Consider the following 23,926-nt stretch of genomic DNA (forward strand, 5'->3'; position numbering starts at 1 on the left):
CGACACCCTGAACATGGCCGCGACCTCCGCCCGGTCCCGGCCCTCCACCAGCGCGGACACCGCCAGCAACCGCACCGCCTCCTGCGCGTCCGGCGGCCACGTCCGCGCATCCCCCACCAGATCACTCACACACAGCCAACGAGCCTGAACCCAAAGCGTTTCGGATCAATATGACAGGCCCGCAGCAGCCTCCTCCCAACCGGCCGGTCGGACGCCGACGACCTCGAACAGCATCCCTGTCCCACGTGCGCTGCGCAGCCCTGCACACCGTGATGCGGGGGCCGTGGACGCGTTACTGTCCGCTCTGCCGACCTCCCTGTCTGATCTGCTGCGCGCGGGGGAAACGCGCGTCGGCTCGCGCGGCCTGCCGAGCCTCGGGGCACCCGGCTGTCGACCAGCACCATCTCGAGGCGTCGGTGATCTGCAGGCCGCCTTCCGCCAATTACGGTTCTCAGGAGGGCTCGTTGCCCCACGCTGCTCGCGCATCGGCTTCTCCGGCCAGCGGATGAAATGGGCTGAGCGCGGGGGTACCGTGACTGGACCCGGACTACCGCACGAGGTGACGAACTCATGGACGACGCACTGCGCTTACCGCACCCGACGAGCGCTCATCCCGCCCGCGTGTACAACGTCTGGCTGGGCGGCAAGGACCACTATGCGGTGGACCAGGAGGCGGCCGAACTCGCCGCCCGGGCGAATCCGACGATTGTGCCGTCGGTCCGGGCCAACCGGGCCTTCCTCGGCCGAGCCGTGCGTCACCTCGCGGCGGCAGGAATCCGGCAGTTCCTCGACATCGGCACGGGCATCCCCGCCTCGGCGAACACGCACGAGGTAGCCCAGCGAGCCGCGCCCACATCACGTGTCGTCTACGTCGACAACGATCCGATCGTGCTCTCCCACGCGAGGGCTCTGCTGGTCAGCGGCCCCGAGGGCCAGACCGACTATGTACAGGCCGACGCACGGGACGTGGACACGATTCTCGAGTCCGCCTCTCGCACCCTGGATCTGGACCAGCCCGTCGGTCTCATGCTGGTGGCCATCCTGCAGTACATCAGGGACTCCGAGGACCCGTGGGACCTCGTCCGCCGGATGCTGGACCGCCTCGCCCCCGGCAGCCACCTCGTCCTGTCTCATCCGGCCGTCGACATCGCCGTCCGTGAAGTCGCCGAGTCCATGCAGATCTACAACGAGCGCGCCGCCGCCCACGCCTCCGCCACACCCCGAACCCGCGACGGGGTCCAGAGGTTCTGCCACGGTCTGGACATCCTGGAACCGGGGATCGTCACCCTGACCCAGTGGCGCCCCGACCCGGCCGATGCCCAGGACGACACCCTGCCCATGTGGTGCGCTGTCGCCCGCAAGGCCTGAATACTCGATCGCCACCCGGCGGACAGCCCCTCACGGCCGTAGAGAGGAAGCCCTCAGTGGCGGCGCGGTGGATCAGGCCTGTTGGGATGTGTTGAGGCGGTCGATCACGTCGGCGATCCCAGGATGGGCCGAGTGATCAACCAGTCCTACGCCTCGATCTTGCCTGGTCGCACGGACATTCCGGCCGGGCGTCGGGTTGGCGCTCCTGGCGGGCCGGGCCACCGAGGAAACGCTCGGACGTGCCAATGGCGCAGAAGCCTGCTGGCTGGCCGGCGAGGCCTGGACCAAGCAGGAGAAGCGGTGGGACGACGAACGCCAGCCGCACATGCCGCCCTAAAACTCGCGCCGCACGACCGATCCGGCCGCTGTGCGTAGAGACAACGCGACTGGGGTGGTCACGCCGGCCCCGGACCGCCGGACCAGCCATTCCGCGCGGCCCGAGCGTCGCCCCCACATACACAACCCGCTCAGTGGGGCGACTCTGCACGCGGATCGGCGCACGTTACGTTGCCCGACGCCCAGGGATTCAGGCGTTACGCCGGATCTCCTCCTGATGCTCGGGCGGCAGGCCGCCGGCCGCCCACTGCTGGGCGGCCGCGAGGTTCGGCGCGGTGCCATGCGGGACGTAGGCGAAGCCGTCCCAGTACTCGAGGAATCTCGACTCCTCGGGCCGCAGGTGGCTGGCCCCGCCGCTCACCGGTCGATGGCGCCGGTAGATGTCCATCGGCGCGCGCCGCCGCCGCTTGTACGGGGCGAGCGGGTCGTCGGGGTCGATACGTGAGAACGCCTGGGACGGCTGGTCCGGCGGTCCGGGACGGCTGTGCCTGCCCACGGTCTTGCTGCCCTCTTTTGGTCGTCGCGTCGATGGTCACCGGGGGATTGTCCCGCATGCACGATGGCGGGCGGCCTGATCCGGTCGAGCCACTAGAGGTTCCCGGGCCGGATTAAGGTGATCGGCGTGATCTTCCTGCCGCCTCACCGCACCAAGGGCTGCCCCATGCTGGGCGCCGCATCGCTTGACCTGCCCGGACCGTTCGGTACCGGATGAGAAGAGGAAGGGCTCGACGATTCACTGCTGCTAGACACGTCGGTGGCCGAGTCCGAAGGTCAGGGCAGCACGCATTCATGACTGCGGCCCCGGGTGCCGGGCGGGGACCGGGGCCGCTCAACGGCACGGGCCCTTCGTGGGGTCAGGACCCGGTGCACGCGTCGCCTTCCCCAACGGCACCGGAGGCGTGAAGGACACGGCCCATGCCCACCGACACCGCGCAGCCACCTTGGGACGCACCCCGGCCGCATGTCGGAGGCACTGTCAGTCCTCTCGGGCCGTCAAGAGCTCCACGGCGTTGTCCCTCAGCGCCCCATCCAGGTCCCGCAGACCGGCCAGACCCTGGTACTCGTCGCGGCCGGCGGGGTCGACCCCGCCGGCCTTGAGCTTCTCCCACAGCCCGTCGACGTAGTCGTACAGCTCCTCGCGGGCTTCGCGCTGCTCGCGCAGGTGTGCGGTGCTCAGGGTCTCCAGGCCGGTCCTGTCGTGGGGGCTGATGTCTTCGCCCAGCTCCATCGCGGCGAACTGCAGCGACTCGAATTCCAGCGCCATGTGCCACGGTCAGCGCTCCTGCGGACCGAGGCAGATCAGCTCACCAGGATCACGCCGGTCCACGAGCAGTCGCACCTCGGACACCAGGCGGCTGATACCGGGGCGAGCCCCCCGCCCCGCACAGGGAGACGGGAAACAACCGTACGGGCACCGCGCCGGGCCGTTCCACAGCGCGTGCAGGATCTGCAAACGGGCACACGAGAGCGATCGAGACTCGAACAATCGAGCCTGCTGCGGCCTACACTCCCCATTACGCCCCCTTCGGCATGCTGGGGGCGGTGGTAAGACGATGGCGGCCCCCCTCAATGACGCTGAGGGGGGCCGCCATGCTTCATGCTCGCTGGTCAAGTGCGCATCAGTGATGGCTTCCTCTTTTAGAGCGCTTGGACTTCTGCGATGAAGTTGGTGAACGCCTCGCGTGTGAGCAGCAGCGCCGGACCGCTCGGGATCTTGGAGTCTCGGATGGCGATGCCGGAGTGCGTACGAGTCACATCTGCGACCTCGACGCACGAGCCACCGGTGTCGTTGCTGTAGGAGGACTTGAACCACGCGGACTCTTTGGCCAGGTCAGGGGCCATGATGTTGGTGTTGATGGCTACTTCCACTCTCGTGCTAGTTGTTGTAGGAACCCGGCGGTTCGAGCCGGGGGCAGGGCACTGTCGCGCATGGCGTCGAAGCGACGGATGTTCCGTTGAACTTCCTGGCGCTCGTCCGTGACGCTGATCGTGTTGGGCATGTCGACCTGCACGACAGGGTCGAGGGTCTCGGAGAAGTCCAGCAGTGCGAAGTTGGATTCCGAGCGGTAGGTCACGACGTCGTGGGGCAGGACCTGGATCGTGACGTTTTCCAGCTCGCCCAGTTTCACGATCTCGTCGTACTGGCCGCGCATCACGTCGGGGCCTCCGACCATTCGCCGGACGGCGGTCTCGTCCATGATGACGCGTAGTTCCAGAGGGTCTTCCGAGCGAGTGATAAGTTCCTTCCGCTCCAGACGGAGCCGGACGTTCTGCTCCACGTACTCGCTCGTCGTCTCGTCGACAGGCTTGGCGATCTGGTACAGCGCCCGCGCGTAGCCCTCGGTCTGAAACAGACCGAAGACGAAGTTGGGCTGGAAGGCCCGCATCACCGTGGCGTCCTGCTCCAGGCCGCGGTAAGTCGGCATCTTCGATGGCATGTACGCCTTGTACGGCGTCCACGGCTCCTTACTCAGCGACTCCCGGTGCAACTGGAGCAGCGTCTCCAGGTCCTCTCGGGGGAGGGCCGGATCGAGGTAGTCAATCAGGGCCTGGAGGTCACCCACCCGCGGTAGGTCGTTCTCTCCTATCTCTACCCGAGCGAGCTTCGTGTGGGAGAACCCGAGGGCCGAAGCCACCGCTTGGAGCGTCTGCCCCTTCTTCTCCCGGAGCGCCCGCAGCTCCTTGCCCAGCTCCCGTCGCCGGAACGTCGCCCCGCGCTTCGCTGCCACTGTGTAACCCTCTCCCCAGTCCTGTCGGTGCTCAACGTGACCTCTGTCTGGTGTTGTTGCGGGTCCTGTCCCTGAGTGTGCCACCCCCTGTACCCCCTCGGACAACCCCATGTGTGTGTTCTGGCATTTGCCAATTTCTGTTCTCTTGCGATTGCCCTTGCACAGTAAATCGCACATGCAGCACGGTAGTTCCGCTAGCTGCTCGTGAACACCGGCGGCGGCAGCGGTCCTTGGGGGCCGCTGACCTCATTCACCTGTGCCGCTTCCCGTACCCGAGCCTAGCCACAAGGCAAGGGCTGCCAGCGCCCCCACCCCGACGGAGCCGAGGCAAGCAATGCGCCAGAGCAGGACCGCCCCCGATACCGGGGCTGACTGGATGGACCAGGAACGCGATTGGGATCGACAGTTCCACCCCGAGAAGTCCGTCGTCTCCCCCAGCCCCTGGCCGCGGCTCACCGGGCTCCGGAATGAACTCTTGCATCAGGTAGTGGCCAGCGTTCGATCCAGGGGTCGGCTTCCACACGTCTGCCTCTACGCACTCGCGTTCCACGGCTGTGCACCGCGCGCGTCTCTCGCCGCGGCCGCGGCGTACGCGGAAGAGCACTCCTGGCAGGTGCGGGCCGACCAAGCATTCACCGACCCCTACCCGCCGGGCCGCCTGCGGGATCGGCCTGGCTGGAACCGAGTGCTCCAGCAGATCCGGGGCGGGTACGCGGACGGCGTCGTGGTGATCACCGCCGACGTAATTACCACGGACCCGGACGAGTACGAGAGGGCACTCGTCTGGTTCCAGGCCGCGAGCGGGTTCATCGCCGTGACAGCTCCGGACGTGGCGGTGCGACGATGACCACCCCCGCGTCAACTGAGCCGCACAGCGCCTCCTGCATTCCTCCGGGGCCGCACCTATTCGAGGTGGCGTTCCTGCCCGGCCCCGAACGCATCGCTCAAATGCGGAGACTGACTACCGCCCACCTGAGGTACTGGCAGGTACCCGAGCCACTGCAGTCCGACATGGTCCTGGTTGTTACGGAGCTGATCACCAATGCCATCCAGCACGGGAAGGGACAGGTCGGGCTCCGCATCAAGTCCACCGGAACTCAGACGCTGATCGAGGTCAGTGACGAGAGCCCGACTCCCCCAAGGCTCCGGCGCGCAACCAATGATGAGGTGTCGGGCCGCGGCATGCTCATCGTAGACGCCCTCTCGAAGAGCTGGGGTGTCAGCAACAACGGCATGACAACCTGGTGCACCTTCGCCACGGGGGGTTCCCGGTGACACTGCCGCCTCTCTCCGCACGCCAGAGGTTCTATGCCGAAGTTGAGCAGTGGACCCCGCCCTTGAAGTCCGACGCGAGCGTCCGCGCCGGCGGGCGGCTCGGTCTGGTGCAGCCGCTCGATGTGGTCCTGAACGACATCAGCGACATCCCCACCGATCAGCCTCCCCTGCCGGAAGAACTCGGGGACCTCACGCGCCGGCTGCGCAGGTGGCTCGGCAGGCTGGTCAGCATCGCCGCCGCGGCCGGGAGCACGGATACACAGAACGTCGAGATTGTCCGCCGACCCGACGCCCCGTGCAACGTCCGGGAGCTCGCGGCCAGCTACGACCACGCCCTCGGGAACCTGCGGCGGAGGACCAGGATCGCGCTTGCCCTCATGGAGCGTCCGGCGGAGACCAGCACAATGAAGGAGATCGCGTGAACAGCTGTCAGCACTTCCCTCCCTGTCCCGAGTCCGGTGCGCCGGACTGCGAGAGCGCGAAGATCACCGCCCGAGCCGACGTGCAGGGCTGGGCCAGGCTGTGCAACGGGACCGTCATCTTCGACGACTTCGGTGCCCTGCTGCCCGACGGCCAGGTCTCCGCCTCGCGCCGCCTCGCCCTCGCGGAGACGGCAGCATGACCGGCGTCACGACCACCAAGCAGCCACGGCAGTTCCAATGGCACGGCCTGCGTGTACCGTACGTCGCCCTGTGGAGCGGCGAGAGGGAGCAGATGGCCCCCATGGCCAGGATGGTCGGGGGCGAATGGGGCAATGAGCGTATCGGGTACACGGATGAGCTGCCCGCCGACCGCCGTCAGGAAACGCTCTGGGTGCGGTACTCCGCCAGCCCCGGCTCCGGCACGCCGAACCTGGCGCTCATGCACCCGCTGCGTCAGCGGCGGGCGATGGAGCACATGCTCTGCCAAGTCTGCGGAAGGTCGACGTACGACGACGGGTTCCGTCGCTGGGGGGATCGTCATCTGTTCATTCGGCGCGACCCCGAGAACCTGCCGATCAGCGATGGCGAGCTGACGACCACGCCTCCCGTGTGCGAGCCATGCGCCATCGAGTCGGCCCGTTCCTGCCCTCACCTTCGCCGGGGATATACGGCGGCCCTGGTGGAGTACGCGCAGCCGTGGGGTGTCTCCGGCTTCGTCTACGACGCCGCACTGAAGCGCGACCCCGCCGTCACATCGATTCCGTACACCGACCACCGCATTCGCTGGGTCCAGGCTCGCCGCGACATTGCGACGCTGCACGGCTGCACGCCGATCAGCCTGGACGACCTCGCGACCTACGAGAGCGCGGGGGTCTGAGTCCACCTCCGAACCGAATCCGGTGAGGACCATCCGCATCCCCCCTGGCACATCACATCGAAGAACCCTTGAAAGGAACCTGATGAGCACGAGCTTGTCCCCGGAGCAGGGCGTCCTGCGGATCGGCACATACAACATGTTGGACGGCGGCCTCGACGGCTGGGGGAAGAACACCAACAACACTCGCGGCCTGTCGACCGAGCACTGGAAGAGGCAGATGGAAGTGCTCGGGGAGCTTCGACTCGATGTGCTCGCCCTCCAGGAAGCCAAGCACTACGACTCGGACGACTTCGCGCTGGCCAAGGCCACCGGATCGGCGCTCGGCATGAACTGGAAGCTCGCGCCCTCGGCCCGGCACGGCTGCCACCTGATGACCCTGGTACGGCCCGCCCAGGTGGAGATCCGCGATTTCGTGATGGACGCAGCAGCGGGCGCGTTCCATCACACCGTCTCGCGCGCCCGCCTTGTCATGGTACGCACTGGTGAAGAGCTCGACTTCTTCAACACCCACCTCGCCCCGTTCTCGCCGCAGAAAAGGTGTGAAGAGGTGACATGGCTCACCGAGCACGGCGGGCGCGGCGACGCTGTTCTGGTGGGCGACCTCAACGGGCCGGGCGTGGCCGACCCCGAGCCGACGGACGAAGAGTGGAAGACATTCCCGTCGGAGTTGCACTCGCGCCACCGCTATCTCAACCCCGACGGCAGCTACGGCATGTCGGACCGGCGGCCCCTGGCCACGCTGCGCCATGCGGGATTCCGCGACGTTGTAGCCGACCTGGGGTATCCGTGGGCGCCGACGGTCGGGCACTGGAGCGCCCGCGAGCCCCTCCGGATGCGGTTCGACCACATCCTCCCCGCCAAGGGCATGGCCTCTCGCCTCGGGGACGTCGAAGTCGTGGACACACCTGTCACTCGCGGCCTGTCCGATCACCTGCCGGTGGTCGCCGAATTCACACTGCTTCGCTGACCACAAGGAGACGTCCGTGATACCCGTCCGACTGACCGCTGGCGAGAAGGCACTGGTAGAGCTCTTGGCCAACGGTCTGACGGTCAAACAGGCCGCCGTCGCACTCGGCATCTCGCCGAACACGGCGGAAAGCCGCTATGCCTCCGCCCGGCGCAAGGCGGGTGGTGTGCCGGGGGCGCCGGGACTGGTCCACCAGTCGTACATGGCCAATGCCCTCGACCGGCCCGAAGCGGTCGATGACGCTGATGCGGTCCATCTCACCGGAGACCAGAAACAAACCCTCGACCTGATGGCCGAGGGCCTGAACGCATCACAGATCGCGCAGAAGACGAAGAGGCCGCTGCCCGTCGTGCGGCGGGATGCCCGAGACGTGACCGCCGCAGTCGGCGGTACCTCGCCCGCGCACACCATCAAGCGGGCCTGGCAGCTCAGGCTCCTCGGCGTGGCGGAGCCCGTCGCGCCGGCAGCCCCTTGACTGCCGGGGACCGCCCACCGTCCCCGCCGGCGGTCCCCGGCACTTCCCCCCGCACTTCAGGCTCGAGTCAGATGCAAGGTTCAAGGAGAAATAGTGTCAGGTGAGCGCTTCAGGCCTCCTGCACAAGGTCCGCTCCACCCTCGCCGCGCTGACCCGCGAGCAGCACCAGCGCAACCACGGGGCGCAGGAGTCAGCGGCATGACCCAGCGCGGACGGTTCATCAGCATCGACGGCCCCAGCGGCGTCGGGAAGTCGACCGCCATCAAGGCCCTGCACACCGAACTGGCCTGCCGGGGCATCGCGGTGCACCAGACCGCGGAGCCGACCAGCAGCGACCTCGGCCGTTTCATCCGCAGCCACTTCTCCCACATCCGCGGGCACGCCCTGGCCTGCCTCGTGGCCGCGGACCGGTTCGCGCACGTCGATCACGAGATCGAGCCCAGGCTCGCTGCCGGGGACACGGTGATCACCGACCGGTACGTCGCCTCGAGCCTGGTCATGCAGCGGCTCGACGGCGTGCCGCTCCCCTACCTGCTCGCCCTGGCCGGGCCCGTCCTGATGCCGGACCTCGCGGTCATCCTGACCGCAGCCCCCGGCCTCATCGCCGACCGGATAGCCGCGCGCGGACCCAGCAACCGGTTCCACCGCGACCCGACCGCTCCCGGCCGCGAAGTACGGCTCTACGAACAGGCCGCCCGCGCCCTCCGGTCGGCCGGTGTGCCGGTGCTCGTCGTGGACACAGGCACCGCCACACCGTCGGAAGTCGCGGCCACGATCTCCGGCGCCATTCCGGACCCGGCGACTACCTCACCACTATCAAAGCCGACAATTAGCTAGGAACCATGACGCAACACGCACAGCCGGTCATTGACCTCCACATCATCGCCCGCACGGGCGACAAGATTCTGCTCTCCCAGCGCGGCGGCTCGTACGGTTACGGCCGCTGGCACCTTCCGTCAGGCAAGCTCGACCCGGGCGAGGCCCTGACGGAAGGTGCCGCCCGCGAGCTGATGGAGGAGACCGGCCTGACGGTCGAACCCGGCGACCTGAGTCTCGTGCACGTCGTGCACCACAAGCAGGACGCCGGCCGGATCGGGTTCTTCTTCCTGGCCACCCAGTGGTCCGGCGAGCCCGACAACCGGGAACCGGGCAAGTGCCTGGCCCTGGAATGGCACACCGTGCACGACCTCCCCGAGGACTTCATCGAGTACCCCCTGGAAGGGCTCCACGGGTACCTGGACGGCGAGAAGACGCTGACCGAGCACGGCTGGACCTGACCGAGACGACCGATGTCCTCTCAGCACATCCATCGCGAGCTCGGGCATGACCGGAAGGAAGAACCACCCCCCATGAGCCCTCTCTACCCCTGCTGCAACAACCCGGGCACCGGGCCCGTCGTGCACAGACCGGTGCCACCCCTGACCCAGTACGCCAGCCCGGACCTGATCCACGCCATCGCCTACAAGGGACACGATCCGGCCGACGACCCCAAATGGGCCCGGACCGGCGCGCCGACCCGGGAGGAGTACGGCCGGTGGTGTCGGCACCTGTGCGGCATGGTTTGCCTCCAGATGGTGCTCACGCACCGCGACAGCATCGCCCCGCCCCTGTGGGACCTGCGCAACGGGGCGCTGCGCGCCGGCGCGTACACGGTCGACGGTAACGAGATCCGCGGATTGATCTACCAACCGTTCGCCGAGTACGTCACAGACACGCACGGGCTGGGGGCGGCCGTGCACCCCCGTATGAACCTGGACGACCTGGTGACCGAGACACCGGCCGGCCGCATGGTCATGGTCTCCGTCGCGACGAGCATCCGGACTCCGGACGTGGAGCCGGAGCGGCGCGGCGGGCACCTCGTCCTCGTCCACGGCATCGACGGCTCCGGCCGCGTGCACTTCACCAACCCCTCCGGCCACACGCGCGAGAGCCGCAAAGCGATGCTGCCGCTCGCCCAGTTCGGGCAGTTCTTCGCCGGGCGTGGCGTCAGCCTCGACCTGCGCCCGGCTTCTCGGACGACGTCCAGCACACCCAATTCACTCGCAGTCTGACCGCGGGCCGCCGCCTCACAGCGGCGGCCCACCCCTCTGGAGATCGGCATCCACCCCATGACGTTGAAAGAGATCGCTCGCGTCGTCGGAGGCGACCTCACCGACGTTCCCGACCCGGACACGATCGTCGACCAGCCCGCCGCGTACGACTCACACCAGGTGACGCCCGGCGGCCTTCCCCAGGCCGAGCCCACCCCGGAAGGGGCATCCACCCCGTGACACAGCAGAAGCCCACCTACACCTCGTCGGCCGTGCCCCGGCGCGCCTGGCTGCCCCGTCAGGAATGGTTCAAGACCCAGCCCCAGGCGCTCGTCGCCTCGTGCGTCCTGCTCCGCGACGAGCACGGCCGCCTCCTCATGCTGCGCTACTCCGCCACCGAACCGGGCGCAGGGAAGCGGTGGCTGCCCGGCGGCATGCTGGACCACGGCGAAGACCCGCTGGCTGCGGCACGGCGCGAGACGTATGAAGAGACCGGCATCACCCTGCGTCGTACCCCGACGCTGATCGGCTATGACCACCGTGCCGACGTCGGCGGCGCCGGCCCCGTGGTCGACTTCTACTGGAACGGCGGCACCGTCGCTGGCCCGATCCGCCTGAGCGGTGAACACGACCAGTACGCCTTTTTCGACCTGCCCGGCCTCAAGGCAATGCCCCTGTCCGCGGACGTGCAAACTGGCCGCGCTGCACGACGCTGCCGAGGCGGGGAGCGTGGTCTGCCTGCGCGAAGGACGGCTCACCGGATCCGCCGAATCACCGTTCTAGTGGCCGTGAGCAGCAACGTTACCCGGGAGGAGCGCCGTCTGGTGCGTGCGATCGCAGGGCTGCCCGGAAGCTGTCATCCACGCTGGCCTCGTCGAGCTGTACGCGCTCACCACGCGGCTGCAACTGCTCTCCTTGGCAGGGTCTGGTCTGACATGCGGCCTCGCTCTCAGCGGTCACTGGTGCGGCGCCGAGGGCGTCACGTCCGGCAATCGGCAATCGGCTGTTCAGGCTGCAGCCTTGGCCAGCAGTTCAGGTACGCCCTGCGCGGTGCTGAAGCCCCTGAAATGCGGGATGAGTCCATGAACGAGTGCCACGCATCTGGGAGCGCCGATACGCTGCGCGAGTTCCAGGGATTCGGTCGCAACGGCGGCGGCTTGGTCGGGCTCGCCAAGAGCGAGGTGAGTCTTGGCCCGGTAGGCGAGGAAGACGCCGCGCGTCTTGTCGCGGCTCGGGGGCAGGAGTGCCTGTCCTTCCTCGATGAGTTGGTGGGCCCGGCGGGTCTCGCCGAGGTCGTTGAGGCTCTGACCCGAATCCACGGCGAGATCTGCCTCGGAAAGCCACGAACACCACCCAGGAACGGGGTCGCGGGTCGGTGTACTGAGAAGGTGCTCGGCTGCGCTCAGGGCCCGGAGTGTGGCGCGTCGTTCGCCCTGCGCTGCCAGGGAGCGGGCGAGACGGAGCTGGAGCAGCGACCGGGCGGCGGGGTGATGGGTGCGAGTGAGTGCGCGTTCCAGGATGCGGGCGGCTGTTCGGGGGTCGTCACGCCAGGAGGCTTGGTAGGCGAGGTCGCTGAGGAAAGCCGCACCCATGTCGTGGTCGCCACTGGCGTAGGTGCTGTGGAGACCGGCGATCCAGAATCGGCTGGCTTCGCCGTGGAGCCCGTGGTCGAAGCGGTGCCAGGCCACTGTCTGGGAGAGGCTTGCGGCCAGGGCGTGCAGTCGGATTCCAAGCGGCGGCGAGTACCGGCCGTGGGCGATCAGGTCGGTCACGGTTGTGAGATAGGCGTCGAGCAGCGGACCGGTGTGTTGTCGTTGCTGAGTTGCAAGAGTCGTCAGCTGCGTGCTGGTTTGTTCGAGCAGAGCAACGAAGTCCTCGTCGATGGCTTTGCCCTGGGCGCGTTTGGTGGCCTCCGACCATGTGCCGGTGGCCCAGGCCCCGGCCAAGGTGACCAAGGCCGTGCCGGAGATCGCGGACAGGACAGTACGGCGGGATCGGTCCATCGATGCTCTCAATGCTTCTCGGAGGGCTGGAAGGGTGCTGGCGGGAGCCAGTGGGATCACACCGGCGTCGGGCAGCCAGTTCGGCCACGCCTTCACGTCGACTTCGTCAAGGGGAACCCCGAACACCTCGGCGATGTACTCCTGGGATTCCCGGTCCGGTGTGATACCGGCGACTTCCCACTTGCGGACGCGCTGCCTATCTGCGCCGGACCGAAGGCCCCGGCGTTCAGCCGCGGCGCGGATCTCGCGGGCGAGGTCAGGGCCAGTCATCCCGCGCGCGCTCCGGGCCAGTGCCAGGGGGTGGGTGTTCTCGGTCACTCTCGCATCCAATCAGCAGCCGATGCGCGGAGCGTAGCTGCGAACCGGCCGGGACTACCGCCGGGACTACCAGCAACTCCTTTAGATCGGCGATCAGTTGAGCGACGCTCGTTCAACTCGGCGAGCTTGTGCGCTTCGGCGGTTCAACGTCGGGCCTCGACGGCGACCGCGCCCGGCGCCCCTTGCGTCCGGTCAAGCAGGCGCAGCCTGATGCCCGTCTGGGGCAGAGGCTGCTGCGTAGAGGGCTATGAGAAGCGCGGTTTCCGGGATCTGTGCGCCTGGCCGTAGTGGGACGTTTCCTGAAGGGAGATCAACATGCAGTCGATGACGAACCCGGCGTTCTCGGTCGGACCTGCGCCCGGCGCATGGCTCGGCCTGCAGACGTGGCTGGTCACGCCGGGGGTCACTCCCCAGCGGTTCTCCATGGCCGTCGCGTCCGGTGCTGGTGTGACGCTACTCGACCTGGAGGACTCGGTTCCTGCGGGGGCCAAGGACGGCGCCCGCGCGGACGTGCTCGCCTTCCTCTGCGGCGACGGGCGGCCGACGGCTGGTGCCGGTCCGTTGCTGGGTGTGCGTATCAACGCGGCGCACTCTCTGCACGGTCTGAGGGACCTGTCCGCGATGGCCGAACGCGCTCTGTGGCCGGACCTGCTCCTGGTGCCCAAGGTCGAATCCCCGAGTGATGTCGAAGTCGTGGCGCAGGCTGCCGACAGCTGTGGCCCGCAGACGCAGATCTGGGCGCTCATCGAGTCGCCGCGAGCGATCATGAATCTGTCCGGCATTGTGCGCAGCCGGGGCTTGTCGGGGGTGCTGTTCGGGGCGGCCGACTACGCGGCTGCCGCCGGGTGCCGGATGACGGCCAGGGCGATGTGGTATCCGCGTACTGTGCTTGCTGCCGCTGCGGCGTCGGCCGGCCTTCCCGCTGTGGATTCCCCGTTCTTCTCGCTCGACGCCCCGGACGCGCTGCGGCGGGAGGCGAGCGAGGCTGCCGAGATCGGCTTCATCGGGAAGGTCGCCATCCACCCGCGGCAGCTTCCGGTGATCAAGGAGGCGTTCGCGCCCAGCCGGAGCGAGCTGGAGGCGGCGCACGCCGTACTCGCGGCGGCCGAGATAGCGGACGGAGGCATCACCACGTCGGATGGCGCGATGGTGGGGCCGCCTCTGGTTGCGGCGGCGCGCGCCGTGGTCACTCGGGCCCGTGGTTCGTTCGCCGTCCCGGCTGGGAAGGCGATCTGATGACGGATGACCGTGTCCCGCGCGGCTTCCGGCGCATCGGGGGCAGTCAGGTCCGGGAGGTCGTCGGGCTGGGCCTCGACGAGCTTGTCCCGGGGCTGGTCATCGAGCACCGGCCGGCGCGGACCGTGACCGAGGCCGAGCACGTCCAGATCCTCGCGCTGATGGGCAACGAGGCGCCCATTCACTCTGACGCGGAGTTCTGCCGCCGTACCGGGCACGAACGGGTTCTGGTGTGCGGCATGCTCACCCTGAACATCGTTCTGGGTATGACGGTGCGCTCCACCAGCGGCATGACCACCAGCAACATCGCCTTGGATGAGGTGCGCTTCGAGAAGCCCGTGCACGTCGGCGACACGCTGCGATCTCAAAGCACCGTGCTGGCCGCCCGCCGCTCCTCGAGCCGCCCGGACCAGGGCATCGTCACCTGCCGTATCGAGGAGTTCAACCAGAACGACCAGCGGGTCGTCAGCTGCACCCGCACTTTCTTCGTCCCCGCGGCCCCCAACGCCCTGCGCGACGCCACCGACTACTAGAAAGGGAGTACCGATCCATGGAACTGACGTTCGCCGAGGCCGACGCTGTCATGTGGGAGGAGTACGACGTCCTTGCCCGACGTGCCTACGGCCAGGCGGTACCCGACATCGCGCGCCTCGGCCAGCACGCCGACCGGCGGGTGGCGCTGCGCGGCGGCAGGGTCGTCGCCGGCGGCCTGGGGCTGCTGATCCCGCAGTGGTTCGGTGGCCGCCCGGTCCCCAGCGCGAGCATGGCGTGCGGCTGCGTCGCCCCGGAGGAACGGGGCGGCCGGCTCGCGGCCCGGCTCGTCGACGAGCGGCTGCGCGCGCTGCGGGAGCAGGGCGCGGCCCTTGCCACGCTGTGGACGGCGTCCAACGGCTACGTGCGCCGGATGGGCTGGGAAGCCCCGGCGCAGGTCTTCTCCTGGACGGTACCGACCGACGCTCTGAAGGAGTTGGGCGCCGACACCATGGAGATCACCTTCGGTGACAGTGACGGGCTGGCAAAGCTGCGCGACGAGCTGGCCAGGCGGTGGAATGGTCCGTGGCAGCGGCCTGCCTGGTGGAACAGCTGGCAGCAGGACCAGCATCCGGACCTGTTCACTTACGCTTCGCCGCGCCGGGCGGGCCGGCAAGCGGGGTGCTCGCAGCGGCCGTGAAGCGGCACCCGACCGACGGCCGGCAACTGGTCGTTCACGACTTCTGGGCGGCCGATCACCCGACTGCCGCCGCGATGCTTGCCTTCCTCGGCCGCCACCACAGCCGCATCCCCACCGTGGCGTTCGAGCGCACCGGCCTGCCGCCCGGCACGCTGCTGCACCGACTCGGGAAAGGCGGCGCCGCTGCCGCCCGGGCCTGGCACCCATGGATGCTGCGGGTCCTCGACCCGTGCCGCGCCGTGGAGCTGCGGGGCTGGCCCGAGGGCGCCGACGCTGAGATCGTGCTGGACCTCGTTGCGGCGGACGGTTCCAGCACCGACCGGTACACCTTGCGGGTCGGCGGCGGCCGGGGGGAGCTCCGCCCCGGCGGCGGCACCGTCGACGTCACCTTGACGGTGGGGCAGTTCGCCGTCTGGTACGCCGGCGGGTACCGCAGCGCGGCTGCCGCAGCGCTGGCAGGTGTGTGCGGAGCACCGGCCGTGATTGCCCGCCTGCTGGCCACTGTCGGCGACAGGGAGCCGTGGCTCGCCGACTACTTCTGACCTGGTGTCTGAACGACCGCACCCGCCGACCGTTCCGCCCGTTGGACCCGCCGCGAGGTAAGTCGTCCCGAGCCGAAACGGGCCCCTGCCCAGACCATCTCCTCCTGCTTGTTCGGAGACGTTCATCCCATGACCGAGAAACCCTTCCCGCCCGAACTGCGTGCCTGGGCAGCTGAGTACCTGTCCGGCCTGGACACGATCGAGGACCGCTCCTGGCCCCGGAGTAGCTCGCGGGTGTGGCGCGTGGCCGCCGGGCCGCGCTCCGCATTCGTGAAGCTCAGTCCCAGCAGACTCGACTACGACCGCGAGGCTGCCGGATACGCCTACACCGGGCGGCTTTTGGCCGAACACGAGGCACCGCGTCTGCTGGCTGCCGACGCACACCTGCGTGCGCTTCTGAGTTCGCCGCTGCCGGGCCAGGTCGTCCGGGATCTGCCGCTGGACCTGGATGTCGAGCTGCGCCTGCACGAAAACGCCGGACGGCTGCTGCGCCTCTGGCACGACGCCTCGGACTCCGGGTCGGCCGCAGATCGCGCCGCCGTGCGCGCGGCGATGCAGGAGCAGGCTCAGGAGGCCGCCGACTGTTTGGAGGACACTGCGGTGCACCTGGCCGCAGACCGGATCGCGCTGGTCGAAGCCGCGTCGAAGGACCTGGTGGAACTGGCCGAGCAAGTACCGCTGGTATTCCGGCACGGCGACTACGCAACCCGGAACTGGCTGTACGACGCCAAGACCGGCCGCCACGGCCTGATCGACTTCGCGATGGCCCAGTACGGCGTCGCCGCCGAGGAGTTCGTGTGGCTGGGTGGCGCCGTCTGGCCCACGCGCCCCGACCTCAAGGACGCCTACTTCACCGGCTACGGCCGTCCCTTGACACAGGAGGAGGAACAGCTGCTGCGGCTGCTGATTGTCCGTCTCGGCGTCTCCTACCTGCGCAACGGCCTGGTCAAGGACCGCGGGGACCTCGTGGCGCGCGGTCACCTCATCCTCGACCGGATGGCCTCCCACCGCCCGTAGCCAATCACGAACGGGGCCGGCCGTGGCGCCCACGCACCATTGCCGATCTCCGCCCCGAGCTCGCCCCCCCGAAGCGGCAGTAGTTGGTCATGACCCTCGTGTCCGACCGTCCCGGCGGTCTCATGCCCACTGTGTGGAGCGGTGCCCCTGAGGCGCGCATCGCACCGATCGTCGCCGAGCTCATTGACACCGGCGTCGCCACACTGGCCCGGCACCGCGCCGAGCAGACCGCTACGTGTACTCCCGAGTGCCGCCCGGAGCGGGACAGCGAGCTCTGGTCGTCGCAGCGCTGGCACCGCTTCCGCATCCTCACCTGATCCGCCTCGTCTTGCTCTTCCGGCCGCTGCTGCGCGGCCGGTGCGCTTCGTCCACGCCGATTCATAGGGAGAGCCATGTCTGAACCCGCCCGCCACAGAAACCCCCGAGGCTCGGCGCGCCCCGATCCGGGCCCGGTGGCCGTGCGGATGCCGATCAGGGAGCTGGAGTCGCTGATGACCATGGTGTGCGCCGCCGCCGGTGTGCCCGAAGAGGAGTCCAGCCGGGTGGTGCGCCACTACCTGGCCGGGGAACTGCGAGGCGAGCCCTCGCACGGGATCGCGAAGTTCGCCTTCGAGTCGCGGTTCTTTCCCGAGCGCCAGGCCCCGCCCGAGGTGGTGCGTGAGCACGGCGTGTTCGCGGTCATCGACGCACACCGTGAGATCGGGCCGCTCAGCGCCGACTTCGCCGTCTGTGTGGCAGTGGAGCGGGCAAGGCTGCTCGGCGTGGGCGTGGTCGGGATGATCAACACCCAGCGGTACGGCATTCTCGCCGACTGGAGTGAGGCGATCGCCCGGCGCGGGCTGATCGGGATCGTCACGAACACCTCCCGCGCCGAAGCCGTCGCGGCCGACGGCCGCACCCCGGTGGTCGGCGTCAACCCCCTCTCCTTCGCCCTGCCGACCCTCGACGAGCCGCTCGGCGCGGACATGGGCACCACCCTGGCGCCGATGGGCGTGTTGTGGGAGCACCGGCGATCCGGCCGACCGCTGCCGCCCAGCTGCTTCGTCAGCGCCGATGGGCAGCCCACCCGCGACCCGGACGAGGCGGTCTCCGCCGTCGTGTTCGGCGACCACCGCGGTTTCGCGCTCTCCCTGCTCCTGCAGGCCCTGACCGGCTCCTTGTTCGGTTTCCCCATGGGCAGCGACGTGGACGGCACCTACACCACCGGCTACACCTTCATCGCGCTCGACCCCGACTTTGCCGACCCCGGCCGCACGGCCGCCGCCGCGAACACCCGTCTGCGGGAGCAACTGCGCGCCGCGAGCATCGCCGACGGCGACACCTGGCGCCTGCCGGGCGAGCAGGCCCGGGTCCTCGCCGCCGCGGCCCGGGCGGCCGGCGCCGTCGAGCTCCCCGCCCCGGTCCTGGCACGCCTGCACGCTCGCGCCGCCGGTGACTTCACTTCCGACTGACCACCTGGAGTCCATCATGCAGTTCCACTGGTTCCTGCCCACCGCCAGCGACGGCCGCACCCTGACGACCGGGATGCGAGGCACCCACGGACCCGGCCACGACGGCGACCTCGCGGACACTGCCTCCGACCGGCACCGTGCTCCTGACCTTCGGTACATGACGCAGATCGCGCAGGCTGCCGAGCACATGGGCTTCGAGGCGATCCTCACCCCTGTCGGTACGTTCTGCGAGGATGCCTGGCTGACCTGTGCCGCCCTCGCCCAGGAGACCGAGCGCCTGAAGTTCCTGGTCGCGCTGCGCCCGGACGCGATATCCCCCACCCTGGCCGCCCAGATGGCCGCCACCTTCCAGCGTCACTGGCGGGGCCGTCTGCTGCTGAACGTGGTCACCGGCGGTGAGGCGGCCGAGCAGGCCCGCTTCGGCGATCACCTGGACAAGGCGCAGCGGTACGCGCGCACCGCCGAGTGGCTCACCGTGCTGCGCGGCGCCTGGTCCGGTAAAACGTTCGACTTCACCGGCGCGCACTACGACGTGCACGGCGCCACCGTCTTCGCCCGGCCCGACCCGCTACCCGCCGTGTACTTCGGCGGCTCGTCGCAGGAGGCCGGCCCGGTCGCGGCCCGGCACGCGGACACCTACCTCACCTGGGGCGAGCCGCCTGCCCAGGTCGCGGCCAAGCTGGAGCGGATCCGTACCCTGGCAGCGGCCGAGGGGCGCACTGTGCGGTTCGGTATCCGGTTCCACGTCGTCGCCCGCGACACCTCCGCGCAGGCGTGGGCCGCCGCCGAGCACCTCGTGACCGGGGTCGACCCGGCGCAGGTCGAGCGGGTGCAGGCGACGCTCGCCGCCAGTCAGTCCACCGGGCAGGCCCGCATGAGCAGCCTGCACGCCGCCTACCGTGGCAGTGGCCGCACCGCGGACCTGGAGGTCTACCCGAACGTGTGGGCCGGGGTAGGGCTGCTGCGCGGCGGGGCGGGCACCGCGCTGGTCGGCTCCCACCGCGACGTCGCCGACCGGATCGCCGAGTACGCGGCCCTCGGTATCGAGGAGTTCATCCTGTCCGGGTTTCCGCACCTGGAGGAGGCGTACCAGGTCGGCGAAGGCGTCCTTCCGCTGCTGGGCGCCGGCACGGCGGTGCGCCGGTGAGTGCCGTCAACGTGCTGGTGATCGGCGTCGGCCCGCACACCCGCCTCAACCACCTGCCCGCGCTCGCCGCAGCCCAGGACGCGGGCCTCGCGGGCACCCTCACCGGCATCGACCTTCCCCACCTGGCCGACGCGCTGGTCGAATACAGCGCGTCCGGCCGACCCCGGCGGATGCCGGTCATCGCGGTGGAGGCGTTCCCCGTCACCCGCTCAACCCTGCCCCACCGGGTGCGCGGTGTGCTGGACAACGTGGTGGCCCGCGAGCGGATCGGCGCCGTCGTCGTAGCGACCGAACCGTCCGTACATCTGCCGTACGCGCTGTGGGCGATCGAGCGGGGCCTGCCCGTGCTGCTGGACAAGCCGCTGACCATTCACCCGGGCGCGTCCACCGACCCGGCGGCCGCCATGGCCATCGCCGATGACTTCGACACCCTTCTGGGCGCCTACCGTCGGGCGCGCCGACGTGACCCGCGGATGGTGGTCAGTGTGCTGTGCCAACGCCGCTGGCACCCTGCCTTCCGCACGATGCGGGAGTTGGTCGCCGAGGTCGCCGAGGCCACGAACTGCCCGGTCACCTCGGTCCAGTCCAGCCACGGTGACGGCCAGTGGAGGCTGCCGGACGAATTCGTTGACCTGAGCTACCACGGCTTCGACCGCGGGTACGGCAAGGCTTCGCACTCCGGCTACCACCACTTCGACACCGTGCCGTGGCTGCTGGCCGCTGGCGAGCGCCCGGGCAAGGAGATCGACGAGATCGAGGTCCACGCGGCCTGTACCCGTCCTGCCGACAGTCTCGCCCAGCTCACGGTCGCCGACCATGAACGGATCCTGCCCGGCTTCACCGCCCGGAACCCGTATTCCGTCTCCGACCTCGAGCGGCTCACCGACGGGTTCGGGGAGGTCGATGTGTTCCTCAGCATCGCCTACCGCAGCTGCGGGCGGATGATGACGCTCGCCAGCAGCAACCTCGCGCACAACACCTTTTCCCAGCGCGGCAGCCTCCACCCCGTGGTGGACGGCCTTTACAAGGGCAACGGCCGCATCGGGCAGGAGACGCACATCATCCAGCAAGGCCCGTTCCAGGCCCTGCACCTGCACGTCCTGCAGACTCTCCATGAGGACGAGGAGGGCGTCGACCCGACGGCGCCGGGCGGCGCCGACCACATCGCCCTGCACGTCTTCCGTAACAACCGGCTGCGCCCCGACTGGGAGCGGCACCGCGCCCTTGGCTTCGCCGATCTGGTCCAGGGGGCCGGACCGGCGGCGGTGCTGCCGACCCAGCGCTCGGCCCGCACCTGTGCCGTCACAGAGTTCCTCACCTACCTCACCGGCGGCATTCCCCGAACCGGGCTGACCTCCGATCTGGCCGATCACCGGCGCTCCGCCCGGCTGATGTCCGCGGCTTACCTGTCGATGGCCCACCGGTTCGCCAGCGGCCGATCCACCACCGCGGCACTCGATTTCCGCCCCGCACCGGATCTGCTCTCCGACCGGGCCCTCGTCGCCCTCGGAGTGGCGGGATGACCGAGACGACCTCCACCGGCGCCATGTCCGACCTGTCCGCGCTCCTTGGGCCGCACGTTCAGCCGGTCCTCGCCGCGTGCCGCCCGCACACCGGGACCGTCACTCGGATCCGGGTGTGCACCGGCGGCAACGTCAGCCACGTCTTCCGCGCCTACGGCGAGAGCGGCTGTGTCATCGTCAAGGTCCGCGGTCGCCGCTTCGCCCGGATCGGGCACCTCGCCACCGACCCGGCACTGATCGCCGTCGAGCACCGGGCCCTGACGCTCTACCACCAGGCGCTGCCCGACCTGTTCCCGCAGGTCCTTGCCTTCCTGCCCGACGCGCACGCCATGGTGATGACCGATGTGTTCCCCGACGGCCGTACCTGGCGCGAGCACCTCGACAAACGGCCGGCCGACGTCGAGGAATGCGCGCGGCTCGGCTACGCCCTCACCCGGATCCACCACGCCACCACCGGATTCCCTGCGGTGAGAGAAGGCGACGGCGACGACCGCTTCCGCGAGGAGCACGCCTACGGCTACTGCCTGCGCACCGCTGGGCACCCGGTGCTGGCCGACGCCTGCCGCCGCCTGGATGCCCTGCCCGGGCGGCAGATCGTCCTCGGCGACGTCTGTCCCAAGAACCTCAGCCTCGCCTCCGGGCGCGCTGCGTTCGTTGACCTCGACAACGTCCACCGGGGCTCCCCGCTGTACGACGTGGGATACCTCCTCGCCCACCTCGTGCTGCACCACCTGACCCGGTCCGCAGTCCAGCACAAGGTCGCCGCCGCGTTCCTCGACGCCTACGCCCTCCCCGGCCCCACCCGGATCTGGCGCTCGGACGCGCTGCTCGCCACGATCACCGCCGGGGTCCTGCTGTACCGGCTGGAGGCCCGCGTCGTTCCCTACCCGCCTACCGCTCCGCCCGCGACCGCCGATCGCTTCCGCCGCCAGATCCTGCATTTGCTGGACACCGGTCCGTTCACCGTCGCCGACCTGCTGGACGCCGCACAGTTGGAGGCGGCATGAGCATCCCCTTCGCCTCGGTCGCCGACCGCCACGACCGCGCCGCGCTCGCCGAGCTGCGCGCCCGCGGCATCCACGCGAACAACATCCAGTCCCTCGCCCGCGACCAGAGCCCGTTCGCCCGGCCCACCCGGTCCTGGGTCCGGCACCTCGCCGGAGGTATCGACCTCACCGCCCGGCCGGTCGACCTCGGCGAGGGCTGCTTCACCAACGCCTACACACTCGACGTCGACCTCGACCGGGCCCACTGCCGCCCCGTCTCCTCGCCAGCCGGCTACCACCTGCGCAGTCTCGTCGGCGGCAGCACGGTCGCCGCGGTCAGCGGCGCTTTCTCCTTCATCTCCGACGATCCCGACTACCAGCCCGCCGAACCCTGCCTCGACCTCGCCATCCGCAACGGCCGCACCGCCAGCCTGCCGACCGCCGACAAGCCCGCCTTCCTCCTCCACCACGACCGCCCGACAGTACGTGCCCTGGCCGCCACCGGCACGCTCACCGTCGCAGGCCACCCGCACACCTGGACCGGCTCCAAGCGCCGCCACCCGGCCTGGCCCGGCGAGTTCACCGTGTTCGGCGCGGGAAACTGCCGCATCCGTTACCACGACGACCCCCGCACGGGGTTTCGCCGAGACGTGGACCCTGCCGCCAACACCACCCCCCGTCACCCCGACGCGCTCGACTGCACCATCACCAGCACCGGCGCCGGGCTGCGAATCGCCGCCCTGCACCCCGGCGGCGGCACCGACCTGTTCACCGGCGCCTTCGTCCTGCGCACACACCGCCCCTGGCCCACCCACCTCACCCTCGGCGCTCCGGTCCACGTCACCACCCTCGACACCCTCGACACCGCAGACATCGACGGCGCCCTCTCGCTCGGCCCCACAGCCGCCGACGCCGCCGCCGGCCGCACCGACGCCTGGGACCAGAGCCTGGGCACCTCCCCCTTCCGCCCCCACGCCCGCTACGCCCGCACCCTGCTCACCGTGAACGACCGCCGACTCACCCTCCTCGTCCTCGACGGGGCACCCCTGACCCGCACCTTCCAGGGCGCCACCGCCCAAGAAGCCGCCGACCTGTGCGCGAGGGCCGGCTTCGACCCAGCCACCGTGTTCCATCTCGACGGCGGCCAGACCTCCAAGATCGCCTACACCAACGGCCACCAAGCCGACGCCGTCGGCAGCCTCCACTACCTGCGATGGCCCCGGCACCCGCACCAGCCGTTCCGCTGGCACGGCCTCGACGGCCGCCGGCTGCGCAGCGCCCTGGAGATCACCACTATCGAGGAGACCCGTTGAACCCGACCGCCCGATCCGTCCTCGTCGTAGTCGCGCACCCCGACGACGCCGAACTCGCGATGGGCATGCAAATGCTCGCCCACGCCCGTGCCGGCGACCGGGTCCGCGTCCACTGCCTGACCACCGGACACCCCGATGACAGCGACGCCCGCCGCTCAGAGTGCCTGGCCGCCGCGAAGATCCTCGGCGTCACCGGCTACACCTTCTCCGCCATCCCCGACACCCGCTTCGTCGAACACCGCGGCCGGATCAACGCCGACCTGTTCACCGCCTTCGCCAAGGACCGCCCCGACATCGTCTACACGCACTTCCCCGACGATCAACACCTCGACCACGCCATCACCGGCGAGGAAACCACCACCGTCGCCCTCCGCGAAGCCAACGACCTGATCTACTTCCGCTCCCCCTACAGCCGCAACTTCGAACCCAACCAGTTCTTCACCGGCACTCCCGACCTCCTCGCCGCGAAGGAGGCCGCCCTGCGCTGCTTCACCTCCCAACAACAGCTCGACATGGACGTCTTCCGCACCCTGACCGCGATCGCCTACCGCCAGCACATGCACCACCGCGTCGTCGAACGCCTCCCCAACGGCACCCACGGCGCCGAAATGTTCCGAACTGCCCGTCAGATCATCCATGCCACGACCAGCCCCCGCAGCTGCCACTGCACAAGACGCCGTAGCAGCGGCGCTCGGCTCGAGAAGGATCGGGGCAGTCCATCGTGAGCGGCCACCTTGAAC

29 protein-coding genes and 1 pseudogene are annotated in these 23,926 nt (G+C 69.5%); 25 read left to right on the forward strand and 5 right to left on the reverse strand.

Annotation, left to right across the window (positions count from 1 at the left end):
* Window positions 1-570 precede the first annotated feature (570 nt).
* Window positions 571-1,368, forward strand: coding sequence for an SAM-dependent methyltransferase (locus tag ACIHCL_RS31360; RefSeq protein WP_399867316.1), 798 nt, complete (start codon window positions 571-573; stop codon window positions 1,366-1,368).
* 526 nt (window positions 1,369-1,894) lie between these two features.
* Here ACIHCL_RS31360 and ACIHCL_RS31365 read toward each other — a convergent pair.
* From ACIHCL_RS31365 to ACIHCL_RS31380, 4 genes are all read right to left on the reverse strand, one after another.
* Window positions 1,895-2,200 carry a DUF6087 family protein gene (locus ACIHCL_RS31365; RefSeq protein ID WP_399867318.1) on the reverse strand — a complete coding sequence of 102 codons (306 nt, stop codon included), beginning with the start codon at window positions 2,198-2,200 and terminating at the stop codon, window positions 1,895-1,897.
* 480 nt (window positions 2,201-2,680) lie between these two features.
* Window positions 2,681-2,968, reverse strand: a complete 288-nt coding sequence (locus tag ACIHCL_RS31370; protein WP_399867320.1) for a hypothetical protein — start codon at window positions 2,966-2,968, stop codon at window positions 2,681-2,683.
* A gap of 374 nt (window positions 2,969-3,342) precedes the next feature.
* Complete coding sequence (locus ACIHCL_RS31375) at window positions 3,343-3,573, reverse strand: DUF397 domain-containing protein (RefSeq protein WP_399867322.1); 231 nt, start codon at window positions 3,571-3,573, stop codon at window positions 3,343-3,345.
* Entirely contained in the window at window positions 3,564-4,433 is an 870-nt protein-coding gene (locus tag ACIHCL_RS31380; protein WP_399867324.1) for a helix-turn-helix domain-containing protein, read from the reverse strand. Before ACIHCL_RS31380 ends, ACIHCL_RS31375 begins: the two co-directional genes overlap by 10 nt.
* Before the next feature lie 487 nt (window positions 4,434-4,920).
* On the opposite strand from ACIHCL_RS31380, the gene ACIHCL_RS31385 reads away from it, so the two are divergent.
* The 12 genes and pseudogenes from ACIHCL_RS31385 to ACIHCL_RS31440 form a co-directional block, all read left to right on the forward strand.
* On the forward strand, window positions 4,921-5,280 hold the full coding sequence (locus tag ACIHCL_RS31385) for a hypothetical protein (protein ID WP_399867327.1): 360 nt from the start codon (window positions 4,921-4,923) through the stop codon (window positions 5,278-5,280).
* Between the two features lie 65 nt (window positions 5,281-5,345).
* Window positions 5,346-5,708: an ATP-binding protein gene (locus ACIHCL_RS31390; protein ID WP_399867453.1), complete on the forward strand. Its 363-nt coding sequence runs from the start codon at window positions 5,346-5,348 to the stop codon at window positions 5,706-5,708.
* A gap of 62 nt (window positions 5,709-5,770) precedes the next feature.
* Window positions 5,771-6,130, forward strand: coding sequence for a hypothetical protein (locus tag ACIHCL_RS31395; RefSeq protein ID WP_399867330.1), 360 nt, complete (start codon window positions 5,771-5,773; stop codon window positions 6,128-6,130).
* Window positions 6,127-6,330: a DUF5999 family protein gene (locus ACIHCL_RS31400; protein WP_399867332.1), complete on the forward strand. Its 204-nt coding sequence runs from the start codon at window positions 6,127-6,129 to the stop codon at window positions 6,328-6,330. The genes ACIHCL_RS31395 and ACIHCL_RS31400 overlap by 4 nt, the downstream gene beginning before the upstream one ends.
* Window positions 6,327-7,007: a hypothetical protein gene (locus ACIHCL_RS31405; RefSeq protein ID WP_399867334.1), complete on the forward strand. Its 681-nt coding sequence runs from the start codon at window positions 6,327-6,329 to the stop codon at window positions 7,005-7,007. The genes ACIHCL_RS31400 and ACIHCL_RS31405 overlap by 4 nt, the downstream gene beginning before the upstream one ends.
* A gap of 82 nt (window positions 7,008-7,089) precedes the next feature.
* A complete protein-coding gene (locus ACIHCL_RS31410) occupies window positions 7,090-7,974 on the forward strand; it encodes an endonuclease/exonuclease/phosphatase family protein (protein ID WP_399867335.1) in 885 nt (294 codons plus the stop codon).
* Between the two features lie 16 nt (window positions 7,975-7,990).
* Window positions 7,991-8,449 (forward strand): helix-turn-helix transcriptional regulator, encoded by a 459-nt coding sequence (locus ACIHCL_RS31415; RefSeq protein WP_399867336.1) that lies wholly within the window; start codon window positions 7,991-7,993, stop codon window positions 8,447-8,449.
* Window positions 8,450-8,647: 198 nt separating this feature from the next.
* On the forward strand, window positions 8,648-9,286 hold the full coding sequence (gene tmk, locus ACIHCL_RS31420; RefSeq protein WP_399867338.1) for a dTMP kinase: 639 nt from the start codon (window positions 8,648-8,650) through the stop codon (window positions 9,284-9,286).
* Between the two features lie 5 nt (window positions 9,287-9,291).
* The gene (locus ACIHCL_RS31425; protein WP_399867340.1) at window positions 9,292-9,726 is read left to right on the forward strand and encodes an NUDIX domain-containing protein; all 435 of its coding nucleotides are present in this window, start codon (window positions 9,292-9,294) and stop codon (window positions 9,724-9,726) included.
* A gap of 72 nt (window positions 9,727-9,798) precedes the next feature.
* Window positions 9,799-10,500 carry a peptidase gene (locus tag ACIHCL_RS31430; protein ID WP_399867341.1) on the forward strand — a complete coding sequence of 234 codons (702 nt, stop codon included), beginning with the start codon at window positions 9,799-9,801 and terminating at the stop codon, window positions 10,498-10,500.
* Window positions 10,501-10,557: 57 nt separating this feature from the next.
* On the forward strand, window positions 10,558-10,719 hold the full coding sequence (locus tag ACIHCL_RS31435) for a hypothetical protein (RefSeq protein WP_399867342.1): 162 nt from the start codon (window positions 10,558-10,560) through the stop codon (window positions 10,717-10,719).
* 137 nt (window positions 10,720-10,856) lie between these two features.
* Window positions 10,857-11,081 (forward strand): annotated as a pseudogene (locus ACIHCL_RS31440) (NUDIX hydrolase); the annotation flags it as partial.
* Between the two features lie 405 nt (window positions 11,082-11,486).
* Here the strand turns inward: ACIHCL_RS31440 and ACIHCL_RS31445 are convergent.
* On the reverse strand, window positions 11,487-12,800 hold the full coding sequence (locus tag ACIHCL_RS31445; protein WP_399867343.1) for an XRE family transcriptional regulator: 1,314 nt from the start codon (window positions 12,798-12,800) through the stop codon (window positions 11,487-11,489).
* 315 nt (window positions 12,801-13,115) lie between these two features.
* Between ACIHCL_RS31445 and ACIHCL_RS31450 the strand changes: the two genes are divergently transcribed.
* The 12 genes from ACIHCL_RS31450 (at window position 13,116) to ACIHCL_RS31505 (ending at window position 23,911) form a co-directional block, all read left to right on the forward strand.
* Window positions 13,116-14,036, forward strand: coding sequence for an HpcH/HpaI aldolase/citrate lyase family protein (locus ACIHCL_RS31450; RefSeq protein WP_399867345.1), 921 nt, complete (start codon window positions 13,116-13,118; stop codon window positions 14,034-14,036).
* Window positions 14,036-14,569 (forward strand): MaoC family dehydratase, encoded by a 534-nt coding sequence (locus ACIHCL_RS31455; protein WP_399867347.1) that lies wholly within the window; start codon window positions 14,036-14,038, stop codon window positions 14,567-14,569. Before ACIHCL_RS31450 ends, ACIHCL_RS31455 begins: the two co-directional genes overlap by 1 nt.
* 17 nt (window positions 14,570-14,586) lie before the next feature.
* Window positions 14,587-15,207 carry a GNAT family N-acetyltransferase gene (locus ACIHCL_RS31460; protein ID WP_399867349.1) on the forward strand — a complete coding sequence of 207 codons (621 nt, stop codon included), beginning with the start codon at window positions 14,587-14,589 and terminating at the stop codon, window positions 15,205-15,207.
* Window positions 15,204-15,749 (forward strand): sterol carrier protein domain-containing protein, encoded by a 546-nt coding sequence (locus tag ACIHCL_RS31465; protein WP_399867350.1) that lies wholly within the window; start codon window positions 15,204-15,206, stop codon window positions 15,747-15,749. The genes ACIHCL_RS31460 and ACIHCL_RS31465 overlap by 4 nt, the downstream gene beginning before the upstream one ends.
* Window positions 15,750-15,878: 129 nt before the next feature.
* The gene (locus ACIHCL_RS31470) at window positions 15,879-16,766 is read left to right on the forward strand and encodes an aminoglycoside phosphotransferase family protein (protein WP_399867352.1); all 888 of its coding nucleotides are present in this window, start codon (window positions 15,879-15,881) and stop codon (window positions 16,764-16,766) included.
* An 89-nt stretch (window positions 16,767-16,855) separates the two neighbouring features.
* Window positions 16,856-17,083, forward strand: a complete 228-nt coding sequence (locus ACIHCL_RS31475; protein ID WP_399867354.1) for a hypothetical protein — start codon at window positions 16,856-16,858, stop codon at window positions 17,081-17,083.
* Window positions 17,084-17,158: 75 nt separating this feature from the next.
* Window positions 17,159-18,217, forward strand: coding sequence for an Ldh family oxidoreductase (locus ACIHCL_RS31480; RefSeq protein ID WP_399867356.1), 1,059 nt, complete (start codon window positions 17,159-17,161; stop codon window positions 18,215-18,217).
* 16 nt (window positions 18,218-18,233) lie between these two features.
* The gene (locus ACIHCL_RS31485; protein ID WP_399867357.1) at window positions 18,234-19,364 is read left to right on the forward strand and encodes an LLM class flavin-dependent oxidoreductase; all 1,131 of its coding nucleotides are present in this window, start codon (window positions 18,234-18,236) and stop codon (window positions 19,362-19,364) included.
* Window positions 19,361-20,887, forward strand: a complete 1,527-nt coding sequence (locus tag ACIHCL_RS31490; protein ID WP_399867359.1) for a Gfo/Idh/MocA family oxidoreductase — start codon at window positions 19,361-19,363, stop codon at window positions 20,885-20,887. The genes ACIHCL_RS31485 and ACIHCL_RS31490 overlap by 4 nt, the downstream gene beginning before the upstream one ends.
* Window positions 20,884-21,894 (forward strand): phosphotransferase family protein, encoded by a 1,011-nt coding sequence (locus ACIHCL_RS31495; RefSeq protein WP_399867361.1) that lies wholly within the window; start codon window positions 20,884-20,886, stop codon window positions 21,892-21,894. Before ACIHCL_RS31490 ends, ACIHCL_RS31495 begins: the two co-directional genes overlap by 4 nt.
* The gene (locus ACIHCL_RS31500; protein WP_399867363.1) at window positions 21,891-23,186 is read left to right on the forward strand and encodes a phosphodiester glycosidase family protein; all 1,296 of its coding nucleotides are present in this window, start codon (window positions 21,891-21,893) and stop codon (window positions 23,184-23,186) included. The genes ACIHCL_RS31495 and ACIHCL_RS31500 overlap by 4 nt, the downstream gene beginning before the upstream one ends.
* A complete protein-coding gene (locus ACIHCL_RS31505; protein WP_399867365.1) occupies window positions 23,183-23,911 on the forward strand; it encodes a PIG-L deacetylase family protein in 729 nt (242 codons plus the stop codon). Before ACIHCL_RS31500 ends, ACIHCL_RS31505 begins: the two co-directional genes overlap by 4 nt.
* Window positions 23,912-23,926 lie beyond the last annotated feature (15 nt).

The sequence above is a fragment of the Streptomyces sp. NPDC052042 genome, assembly GCF_044548345.1.
In the GTDB taxonomy this organism is placed as follows: domain Bacteria; phylum Actinomycetota; class Actinomycetes; order Streptomycetales; family Streptomycetaceae; genus Streptomyces.